18 protein-coding genes and 1 tRNA gene are annotated in these 20,749 nt (G+C 54.6%); 13 read left to right on the top strand and 6 right to left on the bottom strand.

Annotated elements, in window-relative coordinates:
• Nucleotides 1-191: 191 nt before the first annotated feature.
• From pnp to MJO47_RS13410, 6 genes are all read left to right on the top strand, one after another.
• The gene (gene pnp, locus MJO47_RS13435; protein WP_253961624.1) at nucleotides 192-2,288 is read left to right on the top strand and encodes a polyribonucleotide nucleotidyltransferase; all 2,097 of its coding nucleotides are present in this window, start codon (nucleotides 192-194) and stop codon (nucleotides 2,286-2,288) included.
• 15 nt (nucleotides 2,289-2,303) lie between these two features.
• Nucleotides 2,304-3,563 (top strand): pitrilysin family protein, encoded by a 1,260-nt coding sequence (locus tag MJO47_RS13430; RefSeq protein ID WP_253961623.1) that lies wholly within the window; start codon nucleotides 2,304-2,306, stop codon nucleotides 3,561-3,563.
• A gap of 31 nt (nucleotides 3,564-3,594) precedes the next feature.
• Nucleotides 3,595-4,050: a dUTP diphosphatase gene (gene dut, locus MJO47_RS13425; RefSeq protein WP_253961622.1), complete on the top strand. Its 456-nt coding sequence runs from the start codon at nucleotides 3,595-3,597 to the stop codon at nucleotides 4,048-4,050.
• Between the two features lies 1 nt (nucleotide 4,051).
• A complete protein-coding gene (locus MJO47_RS13420; protein WP_253961621.1) occupies nucleotides 4,052-4,321 on the top strand; it encodes a YbeD family protein in 270 nt (89 codons plus the stop codon).
• 119 nt (nucleotides 4,322-4,440) lie between these two features.
• Nucleotides 4,441-5,055 carry an L-threonylcarbamoyladenylate synthase gene (locus MJO47_RS13415; protein WP_253961620.1) on the top strand — a complete coding sequence of 205 codons (615 nt, stop codon included), beginning with the start codon at nucleotides 4,441-4,443 and terminating at the stop codon, nucleotides 5,053-5,055.
• Nucleotides 5,056-5,093: 38 nt separating this feature from the next.
• The gene (locus MJO47_RS13410; protein WP_253961619.1) at nucleotides 5,094-5,486 is read left to right on the top strand and encodes a hypothetical protein; all 393 of its coding nucleotides are present in this window, start codon (nucleotides 5,094-5,096) and stop codon (nucleotides 5,484-5,486) included.
• A 61-nt stretch (nucleotides 5,487-5,547) separates the two neighbouring features.
• Here MJO47_RS13410 and MJO47_RS13405 read toward each other — a convergent pair.
• From MJO47_RS13405 to gap, 5 genes are all read right to left on the bottom strand, one after another.
• A tRNA-Leu gene (locus tag MJO47_RS13405) sits at nucleotides 5,548-5,634 on the bottom strand.
• Between the two features lie 63 nt (nucleotides 5,635-5,697).
• Entirely contained in the window at nucleotides 5,698-6,036 is a 339-nt protein-coding gene (gene secG / locus MJO47_RS13400; RefSeq protein WP_253961618.1) for a preprotein translocase subunit SecG, read from the bottom strand.
• A gap of 75 nt (nucleotides 6,037-6,111) precedes the next feature.
• Complete coding sequence (gene tpiA, locus MJO47_RS13395) at nucleotides 6,112-6,885, bottom strand: triose-phosphate isomerase (protein ID WP_253961617.1); 774 nt, start codon at nucleotides 6,883-6,885, stop codon at nucleotides 6,112-6,114.
• A gap of 15 nt (nucleotides 6,886-6,900) precedes the next feature.
• Complete coding sequence (gene pgk, locus MJO47_RS13390) at nucleotides 6,901-8,094, bottom strand: phosphoglycerate kinase (protein ID WP_253961616.1); 1,194 nt, start codon at nucleotides 8,092-8,094, stop codon at nucleotides 6,901-6,903.
• 108 nt (nucleotides 8,095-8,202) lie between these two features.
• A complete protein-coding gene (gap, locus tag MJO47_RS13385; RefSeq protein ID WP_253961615.1) occupies nucleotides 8,203-9,204 on the bottom strand; it encodes a type I glyceraldehyde-3-phosphate dehydrogenase in 1,002 nt (333 codons plus the stop codon).
• 394 nt (nucleotides 9,205-9,598) lie between these two features.
• Between gap and MJO47_RS13380 the strand changes: the two genes are divergently transcribed.
• The 6 genes from MJO47_RS13380 (at nucleotide 9,599) to pyrE (ending at nucleotide 18,575) form a co-directional block, all read left to right on the top strand.
• Nucleotides 9,599-11,650 (top strand): ATP-binding protein, encoded by a 2,052-nt coding sequence (locus tag MJO47_RS13380; protein ID WP_253961614.1) that lies wholly within the window; start codon nucleotides 9,599-9,601, stop codon nucleotides 11,648-11,650.
• Nucleotides 11,651-11,740: 90 nt separating this feature from the next.
• The gene (locus tag MJO47_RS13375; protein ID WP_253961613.1) at nucleotides 11,741-12,511 is read left to right on the top strand and encodes an MBL fold metallo-hydrolase; all 771 of its coding nucleotides are present in this window, start codon (nucleotides 11,741-11,743) and stop codon (nucleotides 12,509-12,511) included.
• Between the two features lie 84 nt (nucleotides 12,512-12,595).
• A complete protein-coding gene (locus MJO47_RS13370; protein ID WP_253961612.1) occupies nucleotides 12,596-15,577 on the top strand; it encodes a phosphoribosylformylglycinamidine synthase subunit PurS in 2,982 nt (993 codons plus the stop codon).
• Nucleotides 15,578-15,579: 2 nt separating this feature from the next.
• Nucleotides 15,580-16,413, top strand: a complete 834-nt coding sequence (locus tag MJO47_RS13365; RefSeq protein WP_253961611.1) for a phosphoribosylformylglycinamidine synthase subunit PurQ — start codon at nucleotides 15,580-15,582, stop codon at nucleotides 16,411-16,413.
• Nucleotides 16,414-16,492: 79 nt separating this feature from the next.
• Nucleotides 16,493-17,938 carry an amidophosphoribosyltransferase gene (purF, locus tag MJO47_RS13360; protein ID WP_371926682.1) on the top strand — a complete coding sequence of 482 codons (1,446 nt, stop codon included), beginning with the start codon at nucleotides 16,493-16,495 and terminating at the stop codon, nucleotides 17,936-17,938.
• A 106-nt stretch (nucleotides 17,939-18,044) separates the two neighbouring features.
• Nucleotides 18,045-18,575: an orotate phosphoribosyltransferase gene (gene pyrE, locus MJO47_RS13355; RefSeq protein ID WP_253961899.1), complete on the top strand. Its 531-nt coding sequence runs from the start codon at nucleotides 18,045-18,047 to the stop codon at nucleotides 18,573-18,575.
• A 92-nt stretch (nucleotides 18,576-18,667) separates the two neighbouring features.
• On the opposite strand, the gene MJO47_RS13350 is transcribed toward pyrE, so the two are convergent.
• The gene (locus MJO47_RS13350; protein WP_253961609.1) at nucleotides 18,668-19,669 is read right to left on the bottom strand and encodes an HD-GYP domain-containing protein; all 1,002 of its coding nucleotides are present in this window, start codon (nucleotides 19,667-19,669) and stop codon (nucleotides 18,668-18,670) included.
• Nucleotides 19,670-19,926: 257 nt separating this feature from the next.
• Between MJO47_RS13350 and kdsB the strand changes: the two genes are divergently transcribed.
• Entirely contained in the window at nucleotides 19,927-20,676 is a 750-nt protein-coding gene (kdsB, locus tag MJO47_RS13345; protein WP_253961608.1) for a 3-deoxy-manno-octulosonate cytidylyltransferase, read from the top strand.
• Nucleotides 20,677-20,749 lie beyond the last annotated feature (73 nt).

Here is a 20,749-nt window from a genome sequence, read left to right as displayed (position 1 = left end):
TCTCGGAATTAAGGGGGCTGCTGCCTTTAGTTTTGGTCCGGCATCGGAGGTTGTCCCGAGAGAACATCTGAGTTCCTCCCAAGAGGAATACAGGTGTTGTCTCAGGCCATCCTCCTTTTGCCATTTGAGAACGCACACAAAGAACAGATGCTTCTTTCCGGTTGTTTTGGAGAGGAGCGAAGGAGAACAACATGGCTTATCACAAGGTAGAAGTAGAGTTTAATGGTCAACCCCTTACAATTGAAACGGGAAAGATGGCCCGGCAGGCTGATGGTGCCACGGTTGTCACCTATGGTGAAACCCAGGTGCTGTGTACCGCTGTCTCTTCGCGTAAGCTGCGTGAGGGGCAGGATTTCTTCCCCCTCACCGTCAATTATCAGGAAAAGTTTTATGCGGCAGGCAAGATTCCCGGTTCCTTCTTCCGGCGCGAGCGCGGGTCTTCTGAACGGGAAACCCTGATCTGCCGTCTGATTGACCGCCCCATGCGGCCCATGTTTCCCAAGGGCTACCTCTTTGAAACCCAGATTATGCCCACGGTGATTTCCGCCGATCGCGTCAACGATCCGGATACTCTGGCTATTGTTGCCGCTTCGGCTGCCGTCGAAGTATCGGACATCCCTTTCAATGGTCCCATCGCGGCTGTTCGCGTCGGCCGGGTAGGGGGGCAGTTCGTGGCCAACCCCACGCTTGAGCAGATGGCGCAGAGCGATCTCGATATCGTTGTGGCTGGCTCTCGTGACGCCGTCATCATGGTCGAGGGAGAGGCCGAGTTTCTTTCCGAAGGGGATATGCTCGAAGCCGTCTTTTTCGGTCACAACGCCATGCAGCCGCTGATTGATCTTCAGGTCAAGTTGGGCGAGCTGGTCGGCAAAGCCAAGCGTGAATTTGAGGTGCCACAGACCGATGAGGATCTGGCGGCTAAAGTGGCTGAGTTGGCGGAAGACAAGATTCGCGAGGCGTTTGCCATCCGCACCAAGCAGGAGCGCTATGCGGCCCTGGCCGAGGCAAAATCCCAGGTCAAGGAAACTCTGACCGCTGACTATGAGGATCGCCTTGATGAAATCGGTGAGATCCTCGGTAAGATCGAAAAGCGTGTCGTGCGCCAGATGATCATCACCAAAAAAGTACGCATCGACGGCCGCGATATGAAAACGGTGCGGCCGATTACCTGTGAGATCGGCAACCTTCCCCGCGCCCACGGCAGTGCCCTCTTCACCCGTGGCGAAACCCAGGCCCTGGTGGCCGTTGCCTTGGGGACGGCGGTGGATGAGCAGCGCATGGACAATGTGCAGGGGATGGAATTTAAGAAATTCTACCTGCACTACAACTTTCCGCCGTTCTGCGTGGGTGAGACCAGCATGCGTCTCTTTCCGGGCCGCCGCGAGATCGGTCACGGCATGCTGGCCGAGCGCTCGATCTCCAAGATTCTGCCCGCACACACCGATTTCCCGTACACTATTCGTATTGTGTCCGACATCCTTGAGTCCAACGGCTCTTCTTCCATGGCGAGCGTTTGTGGCGGTTCTCTGGCCCTTATGGACGCTGGCGTACCCGTAAAGGAAGCCGTCGCCGGTATTGCCATGGGGCTGATCAAGGAGGGCGACGATGTCGCCGTTCTCAGCGACATCCTGGGTGATGAAGACCATCTTGGCGATATGGATTTCAAGGTCACCGGTACCCGCAACGGGGTGACTGCTCTGCAGATGGATATCAAGATTACTGGCGTCACCCGGGAAATCATGCAGCAGGCGCTCCAGCAGGCTCGTGAAGGACGCATCCATATTCTGGATAAAATGGCGGAAGCCATCAGCTCGGCGCGTGGCGAACTCTCACCCTATGCCCCCAGAATCACTACCATTTATGTCAAACCGGACCAAGTGCGTACCGTTATTGGCTCGGGCGGGAAAACGATCCGCAGCATTATCGAGGCGACGGGATGCTCTATCGACATCGAAGATGATGGCCGTATCAATATCGCTTCGGCTGACGGCGAAGCCAGTCAGCGGGCCGTCAAGATGATTCGTGATCTCACGCAAGAAGCCGAAGTAGGCAAGCTCTACATGGGTACTGTGCGCAAGATTATGGAATTTGGCGCCTTTGTTGAGATATTCCCTGGGACTGACGGTCTGGTGCATATCTCCGAGCTTGCCAAAGAGCGTGTCCGCAATGTTACGGACGTGCTTCAGGAAGGAGACCAGGTCCTGGTCAAGGTTCTGGCCATCGACAAGCAGGGGAAAATCAAGCTTTCCCGCAAAGAGGCACTTGACCAGACTCCCCCTGTGGAGTAGCTTCATCTGCCACCCATGATAGAAAAGACGACGCTTGAAAACGGGATCCGCATAGTCACCGAAAATGTACCCGCGGTCCATTCGGTGACTATCGGGATCTGGGTGGAAAGCGGTTCGCGTCACGAACACCAGGCGCAAGGCGGTATTTCGCACTTTGTCGAGCATCTGCTCTTCAAGGGAACCAGTCGCCGCAGTGCTCTTGAAATTGCCAGGGAGATTGACTCGGTTGGTGGAGTGCTTAACGCCTTCACCAGCCGGGAATACTGCTGTTTTTATGCTAAGGTTCTGGCCAGGCATCTCCCCCTGGCCATTGACCTTCTTGCCGATTCGCTCCAATCCTCTATATTTGATCTCGATGAGATTGAAAAAGAACGTCGGGTTATTCTCCAGGAAATCAGTATGGTGGAGGATACGCCAGACGATCTGGTACACGATCTCTTCAGCCAAACCTTTTGGGGGAATCACCCTCTCGGGCGGCCGGTTCTCGGCTCCCGTGAATCCGTTAAAAACATGAGCAGGGATGATTTTCTTGCTCATCTTGAAGGCTTCCTCGTTGGAGGGAACATCCTGGTCTGTGCTGCCGGCGATCTGAATCATGACCACGTCGTCGATCGCATCGCCCGAGTTTTTGGCCAGATGGCCGCAGGCGCCAGGAAGCAGGTTCATTCTCACCCAGACTATCGACCGAGTTTGAGTTTTACCCGCCGGGACCTCGAGCAGGTGCATATCTGCCTCGGCACCAGAGCCCTGCCGCAAAATCATCCCAACCGGTTCTCCGCTTACATCCTTAATACGATTCTCGGAGGCAGTATGAGCTCCCGGCTTTTCCAAACGATACGCGAAGAGCAGGGTTTGGCTTATTCCATCTATAGTTATCTCAACAGCCACTCTGATGCCGGCGCCCTGGTGCTCTATACGGCCACGTCCACGGAGAATGCCCCCCTCGTTGTTCGGATGATGCTAAAAGAGATGCAGCGCTTTAAGGTGGAACCCGTTTCCCGGGCAGAGTTGAAGGCAGCCAAGGACCAGTTGAAAGGGCATCTGCTGCTGTCCCTCGAAAGCACGGATAACCGGATGACGCGACTGTCCAAAAACGAGATATATCTTGGACGACAGCCTTCCTTGAAGCAGGTTCTCGGCGAATTCGAAAAGGTCACGGCCGAAAGTATTCAACGATTGGCGCATTTTCTTTTTCAGGACGACTATCTTAATCTTCAACTGCTTGGCCAGATTGAAGAAAAACAATTTCCTTTGCTGGATCTGACGTTGGGCTAGTCAGGTTACTTGGCTTCAGGAAGAGTGGAAAATGAATCCTATTACAGTGCGTATCAAAAAGCTTCGGGGTGATGCGATTGTCCCGCGCTATATGACTGATTTGGCGGCGGGGATGGATCTTTACGCCGCTCTGGACTCACCTGTACGCCTGGCCCCCGGTCAACGTCTGCTGGTGCCGACCGGCATCGCCTTGGCTATCCCGGCTGGTTTCGAAGGGCAGGTGCGTCCGCGCTCGGGCTTGGCTTTGAAACAGGGGATTGCTCTGGTCAATTCGCCTGGAACCATTGATGCCGATTATCGAGGAGAACTTGGGATTATTCTGATCAACCACGGTCAGGAAGAGGTGGTTGTTTCTCCTGGAGACCGCATTGCCCAACTGGTCATTGCGCCTGTTCAGCAGGCCATCATGCAGGTAGTGGAAGATCTTGAGGCCACCGAGCGCAATACGGGAGGCTTCGGCCATACCGGTAAGAGTCTTGAGGTTTAATATGGACACATCCGATAGTCTCATCCAGTTTCCGTGCGACTACCTATTCAAAGCCGTCGGCAGTGACGAGGGGGAAGGGGCTTTTCTGCGAGCGGTACACCGTGCCGTCTCCGAGGTCGTCCCCGTACCCATCGACTCCATCAAGTGTCGACCCAGCTCTCAGGGGAACTATCTGGCGGTATCTGTTCTTGTTCGTCTCTACAACATGGAACAGGTGCATAGCATTTACGCATCTCTTCGCGGGGTGGCGGGCCTTAAATTCCTGCTGTAAGAGCGGTGAGAGTCGTGGAGACAAATCGACGACGTATGTTAGTATTGGTGGGACCTGTCAATCTAAAGAGACAACAATATTCGTGATTGCTGTGACGACTTTTCTGGTGGAGATTTCTCATGATTTTGTCTATTAATCCGATTAATCCGCAGCAGAGACTTGTCAACCGGGTTGTCGAATGTCTCAAGCAAGGTGGAGTTATCGTGTATCCGACCGATACGATTTACGGCATCGGTTGTGATATTTTCAACAAAAAGGGGGTCAAAAAGATCTACCAGATCAAACAGCGTGATCCCCGTAAACCTTTCTCCTTCATCTGTTCAGACCTTTCCGATGTCGCCAATTATGCTCAGGTCAGTAACTTCGCGTTTAAAACGATGAAGCGCAATCTTCCTGGCCCCTACACGTTTGTCCTCGAAGCGACCCGTATTGTTCCAGATTTGCTGACCACCAAACAGAAGACCGTCGGTATCCGCATTCCCGATAACCCAATCGCTCAGGCTATCGTTAAGGAATTGGGGCATCCTCTGGTGACAACCAGCGTCAATATAAGTGGGGAAGAGCCCATACACGACCCTGCCGAAATCGAAGCCAGCTTGGGCAAAATGGTGGATATGGTTGTGGATGGCGGGGTTCTGCTGGGCGATGCCTCGACGGTTATCAGCCTTATTGATGATCAGGTTGAAATTCTTCGGCAGGGTAGCGGGGATACGTCCTGGATCCACCAGCGATGACTATGACCTTTCAACCTTTGTAGAGAGTTTTGCCGAGTATGCCTCAAAAACAAATTACGGTGGCCTTTTATCGCTGCAGGGCGGTTGAGGGCAAAAAGAATTATGTTATCGATAGGGAGCCTATGGCCGTGATGCTGGATGATTTAGCCCGAGAGTTGTCCGGCTACGATATCCAGTTGAATTACTGCGATGATGACGCCGTGACCCTGGATATTAACGGGTATGGCGACCTGCTGAATGCGGTGCGGCTACGCTCCCCCCAGGATAATATTTTCAACCTTTGCCTGGGGCACGTCATAGGGAAAAGCGCGCATCTGGATATTGTGGAGGATGTGCGGCGTGGGGTCAATCGAGTGGCTTTTGCTCCTGAAACGGTTGAGCCGGAAGGAAGCGCCAAGATTGTCTGTCATAACTGCGGTTGTGGTTGTTGACGTAAAGCGGGTGCTGAGTCACAAAAAAAGCCCGGTCAAAAGACCGGGCTTTTCACTTATTTGGTGCCGAAGGAGAGACTCGAACTCTCACGACCAATTGGCCACCACCCCCTCAAGATGGCGTGTCTACCAGTTCCACCACTTCGGCTTTGACGGGTTGTATATATACTGATTTAGCCCGAAGGTGTCAACAAGAAATTAAACCGGATTTTTAATTTTTTGTCTCCTCAGGCTGGGTTGTCACGGGAGCTTCGGCCGGCGCTTGAGGCGCTGCCTGTGTTTGAGGAGCCAGGTTCTCAGGCATGACACTGCTTGCTCCGGGTTGGCCGTGAAAATAGGCCAGAGTAAGGCTGGTGAGCATGAAGATAATGGCTGCGCCCGCGGTCATTTTGCTCATGAAACTTTGACCTCCGGAGGCCCCGAAAACCGTGTTGCTGCCGCCAGAACCGAAAGAAGCCCCGATTTCGGCGCCTTTTCCGGCCTGTAGCAGGACGATGATGATGAGGGCAATGCAGACAACAACGTGAATTACAAGTAGCAATGCGGACATGGTTCAACTCCTTGGGAAATCATCTGTAAACCGGCGTAACCTAGCATAGTTTCTTCTTTTTACAAAGAGAAAATATTAGTGCTGAGCGGGTTCGGTTCGTTCAAAGCGCACAATGCGGATGAAATCCTCGGCGACCAGGCTGGCTCCACCGACAAGGACACCGTCGATATCTTCCTGGGCCATGAGCCCATCGACATTCCCGGGCTTGACACTGCCACCGTACAGAATAGGAGTGTTTTCGGCAACTTTTTCATTGAAGTTTCCCTGTAGTAGCCCGCGAATGAAGGCATGCGCCTCTTCTGCCTCCTCATTTGAGGCCGTTTTTCCGGTACCGATGGCCCATACAGGTTCGTAGGCCACGACCACCTTGGCCATCTGCTCAGGAGTGAGACCGGCCAGACCTTCTTTGACCTGCATGGTAAGGATGTCATACATACGGCCGGATTCGCGCTCATCCAGGGTTTCGCCAATGCAGAAGATGGCTCGCAGGTCGGCGGCCAGCAGGGCCTGGACTTTATTATTGATAAATGCGTTGGATTCCCCGAAAAGTTGACGTCTTTCCGAGTGGCCGACTATGGCTCCGATGCAGCCGACGTCTTTAAGTAGAGCTGGCGACACTTCGCCGGTAAAGGCACCTGACGGGGCGGGATAACAATTCTGTGCGGCAATGGCGATCGGACTGCCTTTGGCGGCGGCCACCACACTCTCCAGGGAGGTGAAGACGGGGGCTACCACGATTTCGACGTCCGTCACATCCTTTAAACCCTCTGCCAGCGCCTTTATGAGCTGACGGCTCTCCTCCACTGTTTTGTGAAGCTTCCAGTTGCCCGCGATAATCGGTTTACGCATGAGATACTCCGTCCTTCAGCTTTTGTCGGTCAAGGCAGCTATGCCGGGAAGTATTTTACCCTCAAGGAATTCCAGAGAGGCTCCCCCTCCGGTGGAAATGTGGGTCATTTTATCGTTGAGGCCGGCCTTGTTGACAGCAGCGACCGAATCCCCGCCACCAATGATGGACAGGGCCTCGGACTCGGCCAGGGCCTTGGCGACCGCAAAAGTTCCTTTGGAAAACGCCTCAAATTCGAATACGCCCATGGGACCGTTCCAGATAACCGTTTTAGCCTTCTGCAGTACTGTGGAAAAAGTTTTGGAGGTTTCCGGACCAATATCGAGGCCCATCCAGTCTGCGGGAAAATCCTGATTGGAGCAGGTTTTGTGCTGCGCATCCTCCTTGAATTCCGAGGCGATGACGTGGTCTGTCGGCAACAGCATCTTGACTTGTTTCTCCTCGGCCTGACGTAGCAGCTCGCTCGCCAGCTCCAGTCGATCCTCCTCCACCAGGGAGCGGCCAACATGGTGGCCCTGAGCCTTCAAAAAGGTGTAGGCCATACCGCCGCCGATGAGAAGGCTGTCGACCTTACCAAGCAGGTTTTCAATGACCGCGATCTTGTCGGATACTTTGGCGCCCCCGAGGATCGCCACGAAAGGGTGGCTGGGGTTAGCCAGCGCCTGGCTGAGATAACGGATTTCTTTTTCCATCAGCAAACCGGCTGCCGCGGGAGAAAGGAGCCGCGCCACGCCTTCGGTGGAGGCGTGGGCCCGGTGGGCCGTGCCGAAGGCATCATTGACGTAAACATCAGCCAGATCGGCCAGTTGGCGGCAGAAGTCGGGGTCGTTTTTCTCTTCGCCGGCGTGAAAACGGAGATTTTCAAGAAGAATGATGTCGCCGTTTTCCATTTGGTTTACGAGGCTGGTGACCTGAGGTCCGATACAGTCCTCGGCCATGGCGACATTCCTGTTGAGGAGTCCGGAAAGGTGGGGAGCCACGGGAGCAAGACTGTACTTGGGATTATGCTTTCCTTTCGGGCGTCCGAGATGGGAGGCGAGGATGAGTTGTGCGCCCTTGTCGATGATGTGGCGTATGGTGGGCAGGGCCCCGAGGATGCGGGTGTCGTCGGTGATCGCGCCAGCCTCATTCAGGGGCACATTAAAGTCAACACGGCAGAAAACTTTTTTCCCCTTAAGATCCAAGTCGAGGACAGATAGTTTTTCAGGCATGGATAGACACTCCTGTCTGGTGAAATTTTATCAAACGCAAGCAGGCGCAGAACAAGCCAAAGGCAGATCCGTCAAGATCCGCCTTTGATTTGCCTTGCCTCTTTGACGCTATTTGGAGGCGATATAGCTAACCAGGTCGAAGATACGATTGGAATAGCCCCACTCGTTGTCGTACCAGGACAAAACCTTGACCATGTTGCTGCCAATGACCGCTGTGGAAAGGGCATCAACGATGGAGGAAGCGGGATTGCCGTTAAAGTCCCGGGACACCAGCGGGAGGTCGCAGTATTGGAGAATGCCCCGCATCGCACCTTCGGCGGCTGTTTTCATCGCGTTGTTGACTTCTTCGATCGTCGTGTTCTTCTCTGTCTCCACCACCAGGTCAATGAGGGAGACGTTTGGCGTAGGGACGCGTACTGCCATGCCGTCCAGTTTTCCCTTCAGTTCCGGGAGGACCAGGGCGACCGCCTTGGCGGCTCCTGTCGTTGTCGGGATCATGGAAACAGCGGCAGCCCTGGCCCGGCGAAGATCCTTGTGAGGTAAGTCGAGGATCTTCTGGTCATTTGTGTAGGAATGCACGGTCGTCATCAGTCCTTTGACGATGCCGAATTGCTCGTTGAGTATTTTTGCCACAGGGGCGAGGCAGTTGGTGGTGCAGGATGCGTTGCTGACGATTTCATGACGATCGGGCTGATAATTGCCTTCGTTGACCCCCATGCAGACAGTGATGTCTGCATCTTTGCCCGGGGCACTGATAACGACCTTTTTGGCTCCGGCCTGCAGGTGTTTTTTCGCCTTGTCACGATCGGTGAAATGTCCTGTGGATTCGATGACGATGTCGATGCCAAGTTGCTTCCAGGGCAGGGCGGCAGGGTCGGTTTCTTTGTACACCCGGATGGTTTTCCCATTAACGACGATGTTTTCACCGTCGGATGTCACTTCGGCCTGAAAAATTCCATGGACTGAATCGTATTTCAGCAGGTGAGCGAGGGTTTCGGCATCGGTCAGGTCGTTGATCGCCTGGATGTCGATATCCGGTGAATTCAGTGCAGCCCTGAAAACATTCCGACCGATGCGGCCGAAACCGTTAATTGCAACTTTGGCAGCCATGGCGGTTATCTCCTTGGTGAAAAGGGTGATAGATAAAAATAAGGACCTTCACGGTCTTTTGGAATATCAGTTACTTATCAAAGCTATGGTACTTGTGGATGATATCGGATAGCTCCCATGCCCGTCAACCTTTTTGCCAGCGGCCGATATTGGCAAGAAGCGGTTTGTTATATTGCCCTTTACCGATTGATATGATATTTAAAGCGGGCAACAAAAGAGGCTGGGCGCTCGGTCCCTGTAAAATTCCAACCCAAAAACAAACTCTTCTCAATTTACATGGCTTTTTCCAAAAATCAACGCATGTGGCAGTCCTTGACAGTCCCCTTGCCTGCTTCGCAGGGAATTGTTCAGAGAGCGATGACTTTTCTTTTCCCGGATTGGCTCTGATTTTTCTATGAAAAACACCCTGGAAAAGCGAATCCTTTTATTTGCCTTTCTTGTGCTGACCCTGACGATTCTGGTGAATACGGGGTTCAACATCGAAGGGTTTCGACGTGACTATCGGGACGGCATTGTCCTCCGCTGTCAGAACCTCGCCGGAGAGCTTAAGAGCTCCATCGAAAACGTGGTGGCGCTCGGTGTGCCCATGGAAGAACTCGACGGACTCAACGCGCGTTTTCAGGGAATAGTCACCACCGATCCCGATATTATTTACTGTTTCCTGGAAGATCAGGCCGGTCAGCCTCTTTTTGCTAACGATCCCTCTTTTCACTTTATCGGCGGGGTGGATTTTACCTCCCCTTCCAAGTCCGGCGTCTCCGTCGTAACCTTTCCACAGTGGGGGAAAACCTACGATGTCTCCCTGCCGATCAATAGTATCGTCGGCGAGACTGTCGGAACCATCCGTCTTGGCTTCCCCGATTCTGTGCTTGATGAAAAACTCGCCGCGGTCTATCAGCGATCCATGGTGGTTCTCGGGTTTGCTTTTCTCATTGTCTTTGCCCTGATCGTCGTTTTCGCCCGCCGCCACCTCATCGGCCCCATTGACCGTCTTTGTTCCGTCGCCAAGGAGATTGCCTCTGGCCATTTCCAGGTCGCTATCCCCACCATGCCGACCCGGGACTTTGCCGAACTGGCCACGGCCCTTAAAGACATGTCCGCCTCTTTGCAGGAACGGGATGAAAAGCTTCAGGATGGCTATCAGGAGCTGGAGTCCACCAATCTGGAATTGCAGAAATCTTACGAATACCAGGAGAAGATCGGCACGGAACTGCGTCGAAGTCGCGAGATGTACCGCTCACTGCTTGAGGACGCGAGCGACGCGATCATGGTTACAGACGACGAGGATCGCGTTGTGCTGGTCAATAAAGCCGCCGAGATCTTTTTCGGGGTCAAGAAGGAGCGGGTCGAAGGAGCCAATTTCTTTTCTGTTCTGGAAATGTTGCATTGCGACCAGCTCGAAACCCTTTATGACATGCATCAGAGGATTCTCGCCGGCGAGACTCTTGAAGCACAGATTGACTACATTCGTCTCGATGACCAGCGCCCTGTCGTTGGCTGGGTGCGTGGGTCCCATGTCGTCGGGATGGATGGGCGACACATGGTGCAGACCATTGTCCGGGATGTTACCAAGGAAAAGGAGATCAAGGATAATCTGGAAAAGAGTGCTTGGGAACTGCAGCGCCTCAATCAGATGAAGGATTCCTTTTTGGGGGTGGCTTCTCATGAACTGAAAACCCCCCTGACCGTGATCGTTGGATACGCCGACTTGATTTTGAATGAAAAGATCGCCACATTGGATGGGACGGTGGCAGCGATGATTCAGAATATCGCCGATGCAGCCCAGCGACTTAGCGGCATTGTCAGGGATATGGTCGACGTGTCCATGCTGGACAGTAAAAATATCCACCTGAAGACAACACCCCACAATCTGAATCAGCTTGTTCGCCAGGCAACCAAACCTATACTGCGTTCTTTTGAGCAGAGGAATCTGGCGCTGGTCATGAACCTGCAGGAGGCGTTGCCGGATATCTACTGCGACGGCGAGCGTATGGTGCAGGTGGTCGGTAATCTTGTGGGAAATGCACTCAAATTTACTCCGGACGGCGGCAAGGTCTATGTCGAAACCCGTTTTCTCAAGACCCTTCGACCCCCCTTTACCATTACGGCCGCAACCAGCCCCGGACTCTGCCCTTTGACTTCTTCGCCCATGCCCTATGTGGAAATCGTCGTCCGAGATACGGGGATCGGGATCGCCCAGGTTGACCAGAATTACATCTTCGACAAATTTTATGAGGCCGGAACCATTGAAGAGCATTCCAGCGGCAAGGTGTCTTTCAATGGGAAAGGGGCCGGTCTTGGCCTGGCGATTGTCAAAGGGATCATCAATATGCACGGTGGGGAAATCTGGGTCGAGAGTGCGGGGCATGATCCCGAAAATTGCCCGGGGAGCTCCTTTCATGTCCTGCTGCCGCAATATGGCGGTGCCGACCTGGTACTTTCCTGATAAGCAGGGTTTTCTAACCCCTTTTCCCTTGCAGGCCGTGGATAATTTCGGTATATAGACTGCGCTTTCATCGGGCTCCGGGAGGTTTTTTTGCGGGTATGTCTTCTCGCCAGCGGCAGCAAAGGCAACGCCATCTACCTGGAAAGCCGGCGAAGTCGCATTTTGATCGACGCCGGACTTTCTGCCAGAGAAATTCGCAAAAGGCTTGCGATCGTTGGCGTTCAAGCGGAAGACCTTGACGCCATTTTCGTGACCCACGAACATAGTGATCATATCCGTGGTCTGGGGCCTTTGGCCCGGATGTGCAAGCTCCCGGTCTACTTACACCACCAGGCGCGGACGGCCATGAACGACATCGGGCGCTTGCCCATTGTCGAAGAGTTCGATGACGGTGAACATTTTGCTTGGCGTGATCTGGCGATCCACAGTTTTCCAGTTACCCACGACTCGGTGGCTCCCGTAGGCTTTGTTATTGAAACAGACGAGGGAAAAGTCGGTGTCGCTACGGATCTCGGCATAGCCACCCGTCTGGTTTCGGATCGCCTCAAAAATTGCCGTGTTCTGATTCTGGAATCCAATCATGATGAGGACCTGCTGCGGGATGGTCCCTATCCCTGGCCGCTCAAACAGCGGGTGCGCAGCAACCACGGACACCTATCCAACAACGCGGCGGCCCACCTTCTGGAAAGCGTGCTCTGGGACGGGCTTGATGCCGTATTTCTGGCCCATCTTAGCGAAACCAACAACCACCCCCGGCTCGCCGAGAGATGTGCCAGAGAGGTCCTGGAACGACAGGACGCCTGTCATCCTCACCTGGTTGTGGGAGCGCAGCATGAGACCAGTTTCTGCTTTCAGGTCTGAATTGGACTGCACGACAAAAATCGCCTTGAAAGATCCGTCGCTTGTGCGGTGTTTCAAAGAATGGATATTTGCTGAGGAGAAATTATGGCCTGGAGAATTACGGTCGGTTTAAAAGACGGTGTCAAAGATGCCCGTGGCGAGAGAATCCGACGTGAACTTAAAGAACATCTGGGAGTAGAACTCGACAGCGTCCGCACGGTGGATGTATACACCGTCGATGCCGAGTTGTCAGACGCCGAGATTGCGGCAGCTGCCGGCGGCCCCCTGTCCGACCCCGTTATCCAGGAGTATGCCGTCAACCGGCCCGTGGCCCATGACTTCGACATCCTGATCGAAGTCGGTTTTCGTCCCGGGGTTACGGACAATGTCGGCCGTACGGCCAAGGAAGCCATCCAGTATATTACGGGGCGAGGCTTTCGTGGCGGCGAGGGAGTTTATACTTCGACTCAATATCTGCTGCGCGGCCAGATCGACAAAGCCCTGGCCGAGCGGGTCGCTGCTGAATTTCTGGCCAATGGTCTTATTCAGCGGTGGACCATCGTGTCATCTTCTGAATTCGATCGGAGCAGCGGCATTGCACCGTACGTACCCAAGGTGGTCAGCGATGCTCGGGTGGAGGTCAGAGCGATTGACCTTGATGTGTCCGATGAACAGCTGATGCAGATCAGTCGTGACGGCATGCTCGCTTTGAATATCGAAGAGATGAAAACGCTGCAGGCTTACGCGGCTTCCCCTGAAATCAAGGCACGTCGAAAGGCGGCAGGGCTGAGTGAACTCCTGACGGACGTCGAACTCGAAGCGCTGGCGCAGACCTGGAGTGAGCACTGTAAACACAAGATCTTTTCCGCCCGCATCGACTACGAGGACGAAAGGGGGCAGCGGGAAAGCATCAATTCTCTGTTCAAGACCTTTATTGTCGGGGCTACCCGTGATATACGGGCCCAGAAGGGGGCGGGGGATTTCTGCCTGTCCGTGTTTAAGGATAACGCCGGCGTCATCCGTTTCAACCAGGACTGGAGCCTCGTCTTCAAGGTTGAAACACACAACTCGCCGAGTGCCCTCGACCCCTACGGCGGCGCCCTTACGGGGATTGTGGGTGTCAATCGCGATCCCTTCGGCACCGGCATGGGGGCCCGCCTGATCTTCAATACCGATGTCTTCTGTTTTGCCTCGCCTTTCTACGATAAACCGCTGCCCCCCAGGTTGTTGCATCCCCGCCGCATTTTTGAAGGGGTTGTTGAAGGGGTGGAACACGGCGGCAACAAGAGCGGGGTGCCGACTGTCAATGGCTCCATCGTCTTCGATGAGCGGTTTGCCGGCAAACCCCTGGTTTACTGTGGTACGGCGGCCATGATGCCGGCCCAGGTAAACGGTCAACCCGGCCACGAGAAAAAAGCGCAGGTGGGTGATCATATCGTCATGTGCGGCGGGCGCATCGGCAAGGATGGGATTCACGGCGCCACTTTCTCCTCGGAGGAATTGCACGAGGGCTCTCCTGTCACCGCCGTGCAGATCGGCGATCCAATTACTCAGAAGAAAATGTTCGACTTCCTGCTGATTGCCAGGGACCGGGGGCTTTACCATGCGATTACCGACAACGGCGCTGGTGGTCTGTCTTCTTCTGTCGGGGAAATGTCCGAGGATACAGGTGGCTTCGAACTTCACCTGGACCGCGCTCCCCTGAAATATCCCGGTCTGCAGCCCTGGGAAATCCTCATTTCCGAAGCCCAGGAACGCATGACGCTGGCGGTTCCGCCTGAACATCTCGAAGAATTTATCGCGCTCGCCCGGGAGATGGATGTTGAGGCTACGGATCTGGGCCGCTTTACCGATTCGGGCTACTTTCACTGCCTCTACGAGGAGAAAACCGTTGCCTACCTCGATATGGATTTCCTCCATGAAGGGGTACCTCAGCTCGTCATTCCCGCCCGCTGGGAAATCAAATCCCACCCGGAACCAGTTCTGGTCGAAAATCCCAACCTGGCGGATCTGCTCGCCAAGTTGCTTGGCCGCCTGAATATCTGTTCGAAGGAGTCGGTGGTGCGGCGCTATGACCACGAAGTTCAGGCCGGCACCGTCATCAAACCGCTGCTGGGTGTGGCGAACGACGGACCTTCAGATGCTGCTGTGGTCAGACCGTTGTTCGATTCTTTCGAGGGTGTGGTCGTTGCCCATGGTATCTGCCCAAGTTACAGCGACATCGATACCTATCACATGATGGCGTGCGCTATCGACGAGGGTTTGCGTAACTATGTCGCTGTCGGCGGCGATATCGATCACGTGGCCGGGCTGGATAACTTCTGCTGGTGTGACCCGGTCAAGAGCGAGAAGACGCCCGATGGCGAATACAAGGCCGCCCAACTTGTGCGGGCCAATAAAGCTCTCTATGACTATTGTGTCGCCTTTGGGGTTCCGCTGATCTCCGGCAAGGATTCCATGAAAAATGACTACCAGGTCGGGGACACCAAAATATCGATTCCGCCGACCGTTCTCTTTTCGGTGATCGGCAAAATCGATGATGTACGCCAGGCCGTCTCCATGGATGTCAAGCGGGCCGGGGATCTGGTCTATCTTTTGGGCACGACCCGCAATGAGTTGGGTGGATCGGAATATTATGCTCAGTTGGGGGCCATCGGTCAGACCGTTCCCCAGGTTGATGCCGAGGTGGCGCTGCAAAGATACCGTAGCCTGAACCGGGCCCAACAGGCCGGCCTGATTGCCTCCTGCCACGACTTGTCCGATGGGGGACTTGGTGTCGCGCTGGCGGAAAAAGCCTTCGCCGGCGGCTTCGGCATCCGGGCCGACCTTCGCCAGGTGCTGGCCAAAGACTGCGGACGGGATGATATCCTACTCTTCTCCGAGTCTCAAAGCCGCCTGTTGGTGACGGTCAGACCGGGCAACAAAGATCGATTTGAAGAAATTTTCGCCGGTCAGGATTTTGCCCTCATCGGTGAAGTGGTTGAACAGCCTGTGCTGGAAATCACCGGCGGCGGTGGGCAGGTGGTTCTCCAAGCCGATATTCAGACACTGAAAGCGTCCTGGCAGGCGCCCCTCAAGGAGCTTTAATCATGGCCAAAGAAGTCAGAGCCATAGTGATTGCCGGCAACGGCACCAATTGCGAACGGGAAGTCGCCCACGCCTGCCGACTGGCGGGGGCCGATGTCTGTGATATTGTCCACATCGCCGAACTTCTGGCCGGTCGGGCCAGCCTCGACGATTACCACTTTCTCAATCTGGCTGGCGGATTTCTCGACGGCGACGATCTCGGCAGTGCCAAGGCGGGTGCCAATCGTCTGCTGCAGGCGGCGGTCCGTGGCACCGAGGAGCATCTGGTTGACCAGATCCAGCGCTTTGTCAAGGCTGGCAAACTGGTTATGGGGGTCTGCAACGGGTTTCAGTTGATGGTAAAAATGGGCTTGTTGCCGGCCCTTGGCGGCGACTATCAGAAGCAGTCCGTCACCCTGACTTTTAACGACGGCGGCCGTTTTGAAGATCGCTGGACCTACCTCAAGGTTGACGAGGCCTCACCCTGTATTTTTACACGCGGTCTGCAGGGGATCTATCTGCCCGTGCGTCATGGTGAAGGAAAACTGGTCGCCGCCTCACAGACGGTGCTCGATGCCATGGAAGACCAACACTTAGCTGTGCTAAAATACTGCAAAGAGGATTATCGGGACCCGACCATGGAGTACCCCTGGAATCCCAATGGCTCATCCCAGGCGATTGCCGGGTTGTGTGACCAGAGCGGTCGTCTTTTCGGGCTGATGCCCCATCCGGAGGCTTACGTGCATCGCACGCATCACCCTCGCTGGACCCGCGAGGAGGATTTGCCGGAGGAAGGGATGGGCCTGTGGCTCTACCAGAACGCGATCCGTTTCATCCGGGAGGAATTACTGGCTTAGGCGGTTGTTCAAAGGAGACATCCTTGGCCTCGGAGCGAGGACAGGATTCTCTTGATGACAGGAAGACCGGATTCCTCAGATGTTTTTTCAGGAATCAATTAGAAGGAGTGCTCACTTGGCTTTCGATAAATTTGAAGATGAATGCGGGGTTTTCGGTATTTACGGTCACCCCGAAGCCGCCAATCTGACCTATCTTGGCCTCTACGCCCTGCAACATCGCGGGCAGGAAAGCTGCGGGATTGTCGCTTCCGACGGGAGCCGGTTGCGGGCTCACAAGGGCATGGGGCTGGTGGCTGATGTGTTCAAGAACGACAGTATCTTTGAGAGCTTGCCAGGCCACAGCGCCATCGGACATGTGCGGTATTCTACCGCCGGCGGCAACGACATGAAAAACTGCCAGCCGATCATGGTTGATTATGCCCGCGGCAGCATTGCGGTGGCCCACAACGGCAATCTGGTCAACGCCCAGGAAGTCCGCAACGACCTGGAGCAGCGCGGCTCCATTTTTTCCACCATAGCCGACACCGAAGTCATTATTCATCTGCTGGCCCATGCCCAGAGCGACTCCCTCGTCGAGCGGATCACCGAGGCTCTCGAAATCGTGCGCGGGGCCTACAGTCTGGTCTTTTTGACCGAAACCCGTATGGTGGCTGTGCGTGACCCTAACGGGTTTCGGCCCCTGGTGCTGGGCAAACTGGACGGGGCCTATATTGTGGCCTCGGAAACCTGCGCTCTGGATCTGATCGAGGCTGAATTTATCCGTGAAATTGAACCGGGGGAAATGATTCTCATCGACAAATCGGGGTTGAAAAGCTTTACCCCGTTCAAACCGGCGCAACCATCCCCCTGTATCTTTGAATTCATCTATTTTGCCCGTCCGGACAGCGTCATTTTCGGTAAGCAGGTTTACGGCGTGCGCAAGGAGTTCGGTCGGCAGCTGGCCCGTGAACACCAGGTGGAAGCGGATGTCGTCATTCCCATACCTGACTCCGGGGTGCCGGCCGCCATCGGCTACGCCGAACAATCGGGCATCCCCTTTCAGCTTGGCCTCATCCGTAATCATTACGTCGGTCGGACTTTTATCGAACCCCAGCAATCCATCCGGCACTTCGGCGTCAAGATCAAGCTTAACCCGGTGCGTGAAGTGATCGAGGGCAAGCGGGTCGTGGTGGTGGATGACTCGGTTGTCAGGGGAACCACCGCCCGCAAAATTATCAAGATGATTCGCAACGCCGGCGCCAAGGAGATTCACATGCGGGTTTCCAGCCCGCCCACAAGCTACCCCTGCTACTACGGGATCGATACGCCGACGCGCAAGGAATTGATCTCTTCCTCGCACACCATCGAGGAAATCAATCGGTATATCACCTCCGACACCCTCGGGTATCTTTCGCAAGAGGGGGTCCGCGCCGCCGCCGGAGCTCCCGCCGGGTGCTCCGGGCATTTCTGCGATGCCTGCTTCAGTGGCTGCTATCCGGTAAAATTCCCCCGCTTGAAGGCGGACACGCAGCTGGGATTGTTCTGAACAGACGGTTGAGACTGACGGGAGCTCATGGTTTTTCCCGTCCGCCTCTGGATTATTGAATTATTGACAGGAGGATGATGTGACCCAGTCGGAGAGAGATGAGTTGATGCAGATTGTCCGGGAGCTTTCCTATGAGGAAAGGGAAGTGACCCTGGCTTCGGGACGAAAGAGTAATTTTTATTTTGACGGCAAACAGACGACCCTGCACGCCAAGGGCGGCTTGCTGGTCGGCAAGGCCTTCTATGCGGAGGTTAAGCAGTTCGACGGCCGTATTGACGGGGTAGGGGGGCTCACTCTAGGCGCTGACCCCATTGCCACCGCGACCTCCATCGCCGCGGCACTGGCCGGTGAGAACATCCATGCCTTTATTATCAGAAAAGAGCCTAAAGGGCACGGCACGGGGCAATGGCTGGAAGGTCGAAAAAACCTGCCTAAAGGCTCTCGTGTCGTCATCGTCGAAGATGTCACCACGACGGGTGGGTCTTCCATGAAAGCTGTTGAGCGGGCCCGGGAGGAAGGGCTGGAGGTTGCCGGTATCGTGACTCTCGTGGATAGAGAAGAAGGAGCCCGGGACAATATTGAAAAGGAAGGGATCATTTTGCGGTCGGTTTTTACCCGCAGTCAGGTGGTCGGCTGATTTCTTCTGGGGCCATCTGCGCGGTTCCAAATCCAGCCCGTCCTCTTCACAGGGGACGGGTTGTGTTTTTATGGCGTTTTTCTTCCGCAAAGTCAGTGGGTCCAAAGAGGGCTTTCGGGCGCTGGCTCTGTTGGCGGCGGGCCTAATCCCGGCTGATTGATGCGGGCCAGAAATATTCTGACCAGGTCGGGATCGAGAAATGTCCCTGCCATCGATGAAATGATGTCCATGGCTTCGCTCAGGCTGTAGACCTGCTCGCGATACGGTCGACGAGTGGTGATGGCATCGTAGACATCGGCTACAGTCACGATGCGCGCCTCCAGAGGGATGTCATCACCCTTGAGGCCGGCCGGATAGCCGTGGCCATCGTAACGTTCATGGTGGTGCAGGATGGCATTGATGACGCCGGTCTGCAGGTTGGCCTGTCTGGCAACTTCCGCACCCCAGGTAGGATGCATTTTAAGGACTTCAAAGTCGGGGTGATCCAATTCGCCCTGAAAATTGAGGATGTTTTCAGGTACCCCGATTTTGCCGCAGTCGTGAAGCCAACTGCCGTGACGAATATCCGTAAGTTGTTCCGGAGTCAGGTGGAGAGCCTTGCCGATCAGGAGGGCAAAGCCGGCGACGCGATCACAATGGCCTTTGGTGTAGGGGTCTTTCAACTCAATGGCTTGCCCCAGAGACCGAAGGGTCGCCTCGTCGGCTTCTTTAAGGGCTAATACGACTTCGTGGCGGTAAAGGGCGTCTTTTATCGTTTGTCGCAACATCTCCGGTTCCCAGGGGCGAACAATAAGTCGAAAAATCTCGCCGCTGTTGAGGGCGGACACTGAGCGGGCCAGGTCGTTGCTGTGGACAAGGAGGATTTTGACGGCATAGGGTGCGGCACTTTTCAGGCGCATCAGGGCAGAGGGGATATCGGGGGGAGGAATCACATCGCCGAGAACAATGGTGACGACTATTTCCCGATGCACGATTTCCAGGGCTTGCTTCAGGCTATCTGCCCTGCGAAGACGGATATCTTCATCGGCAAAAAGAGGGCAAAGTGCCTCGGTTATTTTTACATCCTGGTCCAGAATCAGAATGACAGGGATCATAAAATTTCTTTCCGTCAGAAGAAGGGATGGATGATTTTTTATGGGTTGCTGATCTCTTTGCTCTATTATAAGGCAGAAACAGCGACAGTAAACTATTTCCACCACCTATCAGGAAAGAACGTCCCGACGGCGAGGTGAATCGGGATAAAGTTTTTCGATTGGCCTGCCTGTTGAGGTCCATTTGACCTTTCTTGACAAGGTATTGGCGTTTGATTACTCTGTGCCCGACTCTACGCTTGTGAAAGGATTTATCCCTCATGGTTGTTACGGCGATTATCCCGGCCCGGTTCGCTTCAACGCGTTTTCCCGGAAAACCTTTGGCAGACCTTATGGGAAAGCCGATGATTCAGTGGGTTTACGAACGGACCATGCAGGCCGAAGTCGTAAACAGGGTCATTGTCGCTACCGATGATCGCCGCATATACGACGCAGTTCAGACCTTCGGCGGTGAAGCGGTTATGACCCGCAGCGATCATCCCACCGGAACGGATCGTCTCGCCGAGGTTGCCTCTTCATTGAAGTGCGACCTCATCGTCAATGTGCAGGGAGACGAACCGCTCATCGATCCCGCCATGATCGACGCAGCCGTCAGGCCTCTTTTGAATGATCCCGCCATTGCCATGGGGACCCTGAAAACTCCCATACGGGATTCGCGGGAATGTTTAAGTCCCCACGTCGTGAAAGTGGTGACGGATCAGAATGACTTCGCGCTTTATTTCTCCCGATCTCTCATCCCTTTTCCGAGGGATTTTTATGAGGAAATGGAGGCGAATCCCCTGAAGGTGGGAGCCTTTAAGCATATCGGGCTGTACGTATACCGCCGGGATTTTTTAATCGACTATCCTCGTCTTCCTTCGACGCCCCTTGAGCGAACCGAAAGTCTCGAGCAATTGCGTGCCCTGGAACACGGATACCGCATCAAGGTCGTGACTACGGATTTGATTTCTCACGGCGTCGATACCCCGGAAGACCTGGATCGCGTTCGGGGGTTGCTGCAATCGTCTTGACCATACGCAAGGATTTGGGTTTCCTTTTTAACCCCATGCGTGTAAGATTTCTCGTTTTTTTACATTCGCCGCA

This window comes from Desulfuromonas sp. KJ2020, from assembly GCF_024197615.1.
GTDB lineage: Bacteria > Desulfobacterota > Desulfuromonadia > Desulfuromonadales > SZUA-540 > SZUA-540.
This window is presented reverse-complemented; position numbering and strand designations above follow the sequence as displayed.

Bases quoted from the DNA above. Each gene is read 5' to 3' on its own strand.
- purF (WP_371926682.1), top strand. From the start codon at position 16,493: ATGTTTTTTCAGGAATCAATTAGAAGGAGTGCTCACTTGGCTTTCGAT.
- MJO47_RS13420 (WP_253961621.1), top strand. From the start codon at position 4,052: ATGGACACATCCGATAGTCTCATCCAGTTTCCGTGCGACTACCTATTC.
- pyrE (WP_253961899.1), top strand. From the start codon at position 18,045: ATGCAGATTGTCCGGGAGCTTTCCTATGAGGAAAGGGAAGTGACCCTG.
- secG (WP_253961618.1), bottom strand. From the start codon at position 6,036: ATGTCCGCATTGCTACTTGTAATTCACGTTGTTGTCTGCATTGCCCTC.
- MJO47_RS13410 (WP_253961619.1), top strand. From the start codon at position 5,094: ATGCCTCAAAAACAAATTACGGTGGCCTTTTATCGCTGCAGGGCGGTT.
- MJO47_RS13365 (WP_253961611.1), top strand. From the start codon at position 15,580: ATGGCCAAAGAAGTCAGAGCCATAGTGATTGCCGGCAACGGCACCAAT.
- MJO47_RS13430 (WP_253961623.1), top strand. From the start codon at position 2,304: ATGATAGAAAAGACGACGCTTGAAAACGGGATCCGCATAGTCACCGAA.
- MJO47_RS13415 (WP_253961620.1), top strand. From the start codon at position 4,441: ATGATTTTGTCTATTAATCCGATTAATCCGCAGCAGAGACTTGTCAAC.
- MJO47_RS13370 (WP_253961612.1), top strand. From the start codon at position 12,596: ATGGCCTGGAGAATTACGGTCGGTTTAAAAGACGGTGTCAAAGATGCC.
- pnp (WP_253961624.1), top strand. From the start codon at position 192: ATGGCTTATCACAAGGTAGAAGTAGAGTTTAATGGTCAACCCCTTACA.
- dut (WP_253961622.1), top strand. From the start codon at position 3,595: ATGAATCCTATTACAGTGCGTATCAAAAAGCTTCGGGGTGATGCGATT.
- gap (WP_253961615.1), bottom strand. From the start codon at position 9,204: ATGGCTGCCAAAGTTGCAATTAACGGTTTCGGCCGCATCGGTCGGAAT.
- MJO47_RS13380 (WP_253961614.1), top strand. From the start codon at position 9,599: ATGAAAAACACCCTGGAAAAGCGAATCCTTTTATTTGCCTTTCTTGTG.
- tpiA (WP_253961617.1), bottom strand. From the start codon at position 6,885: ATGCGTAAACCGATTATCGCGGGCAACTGGAAGCTTCACAAAACAGTG.
- kdsB (WP_253961608.1), top strand. From the start codon at position 19,927: ATGGTTGTTACGGCGATTATCCCGGCCCGGTTCGCTTCAACGCGTTTT.
- pgk (WP_253961616.1), bottom strand. From the start codon at position 8,094: ATGCCTGAAAAACTATCTGTCCTCGACTTGGATCTTAAGGGGAAAAAA.
- MJO47_RS13350 (WP_253961609.1), bottom strand. From the start codon at position 19,669: ATGATCCCTGTCATTCTGATTCTGGACCAGGATGTAAAAATAACCGAG.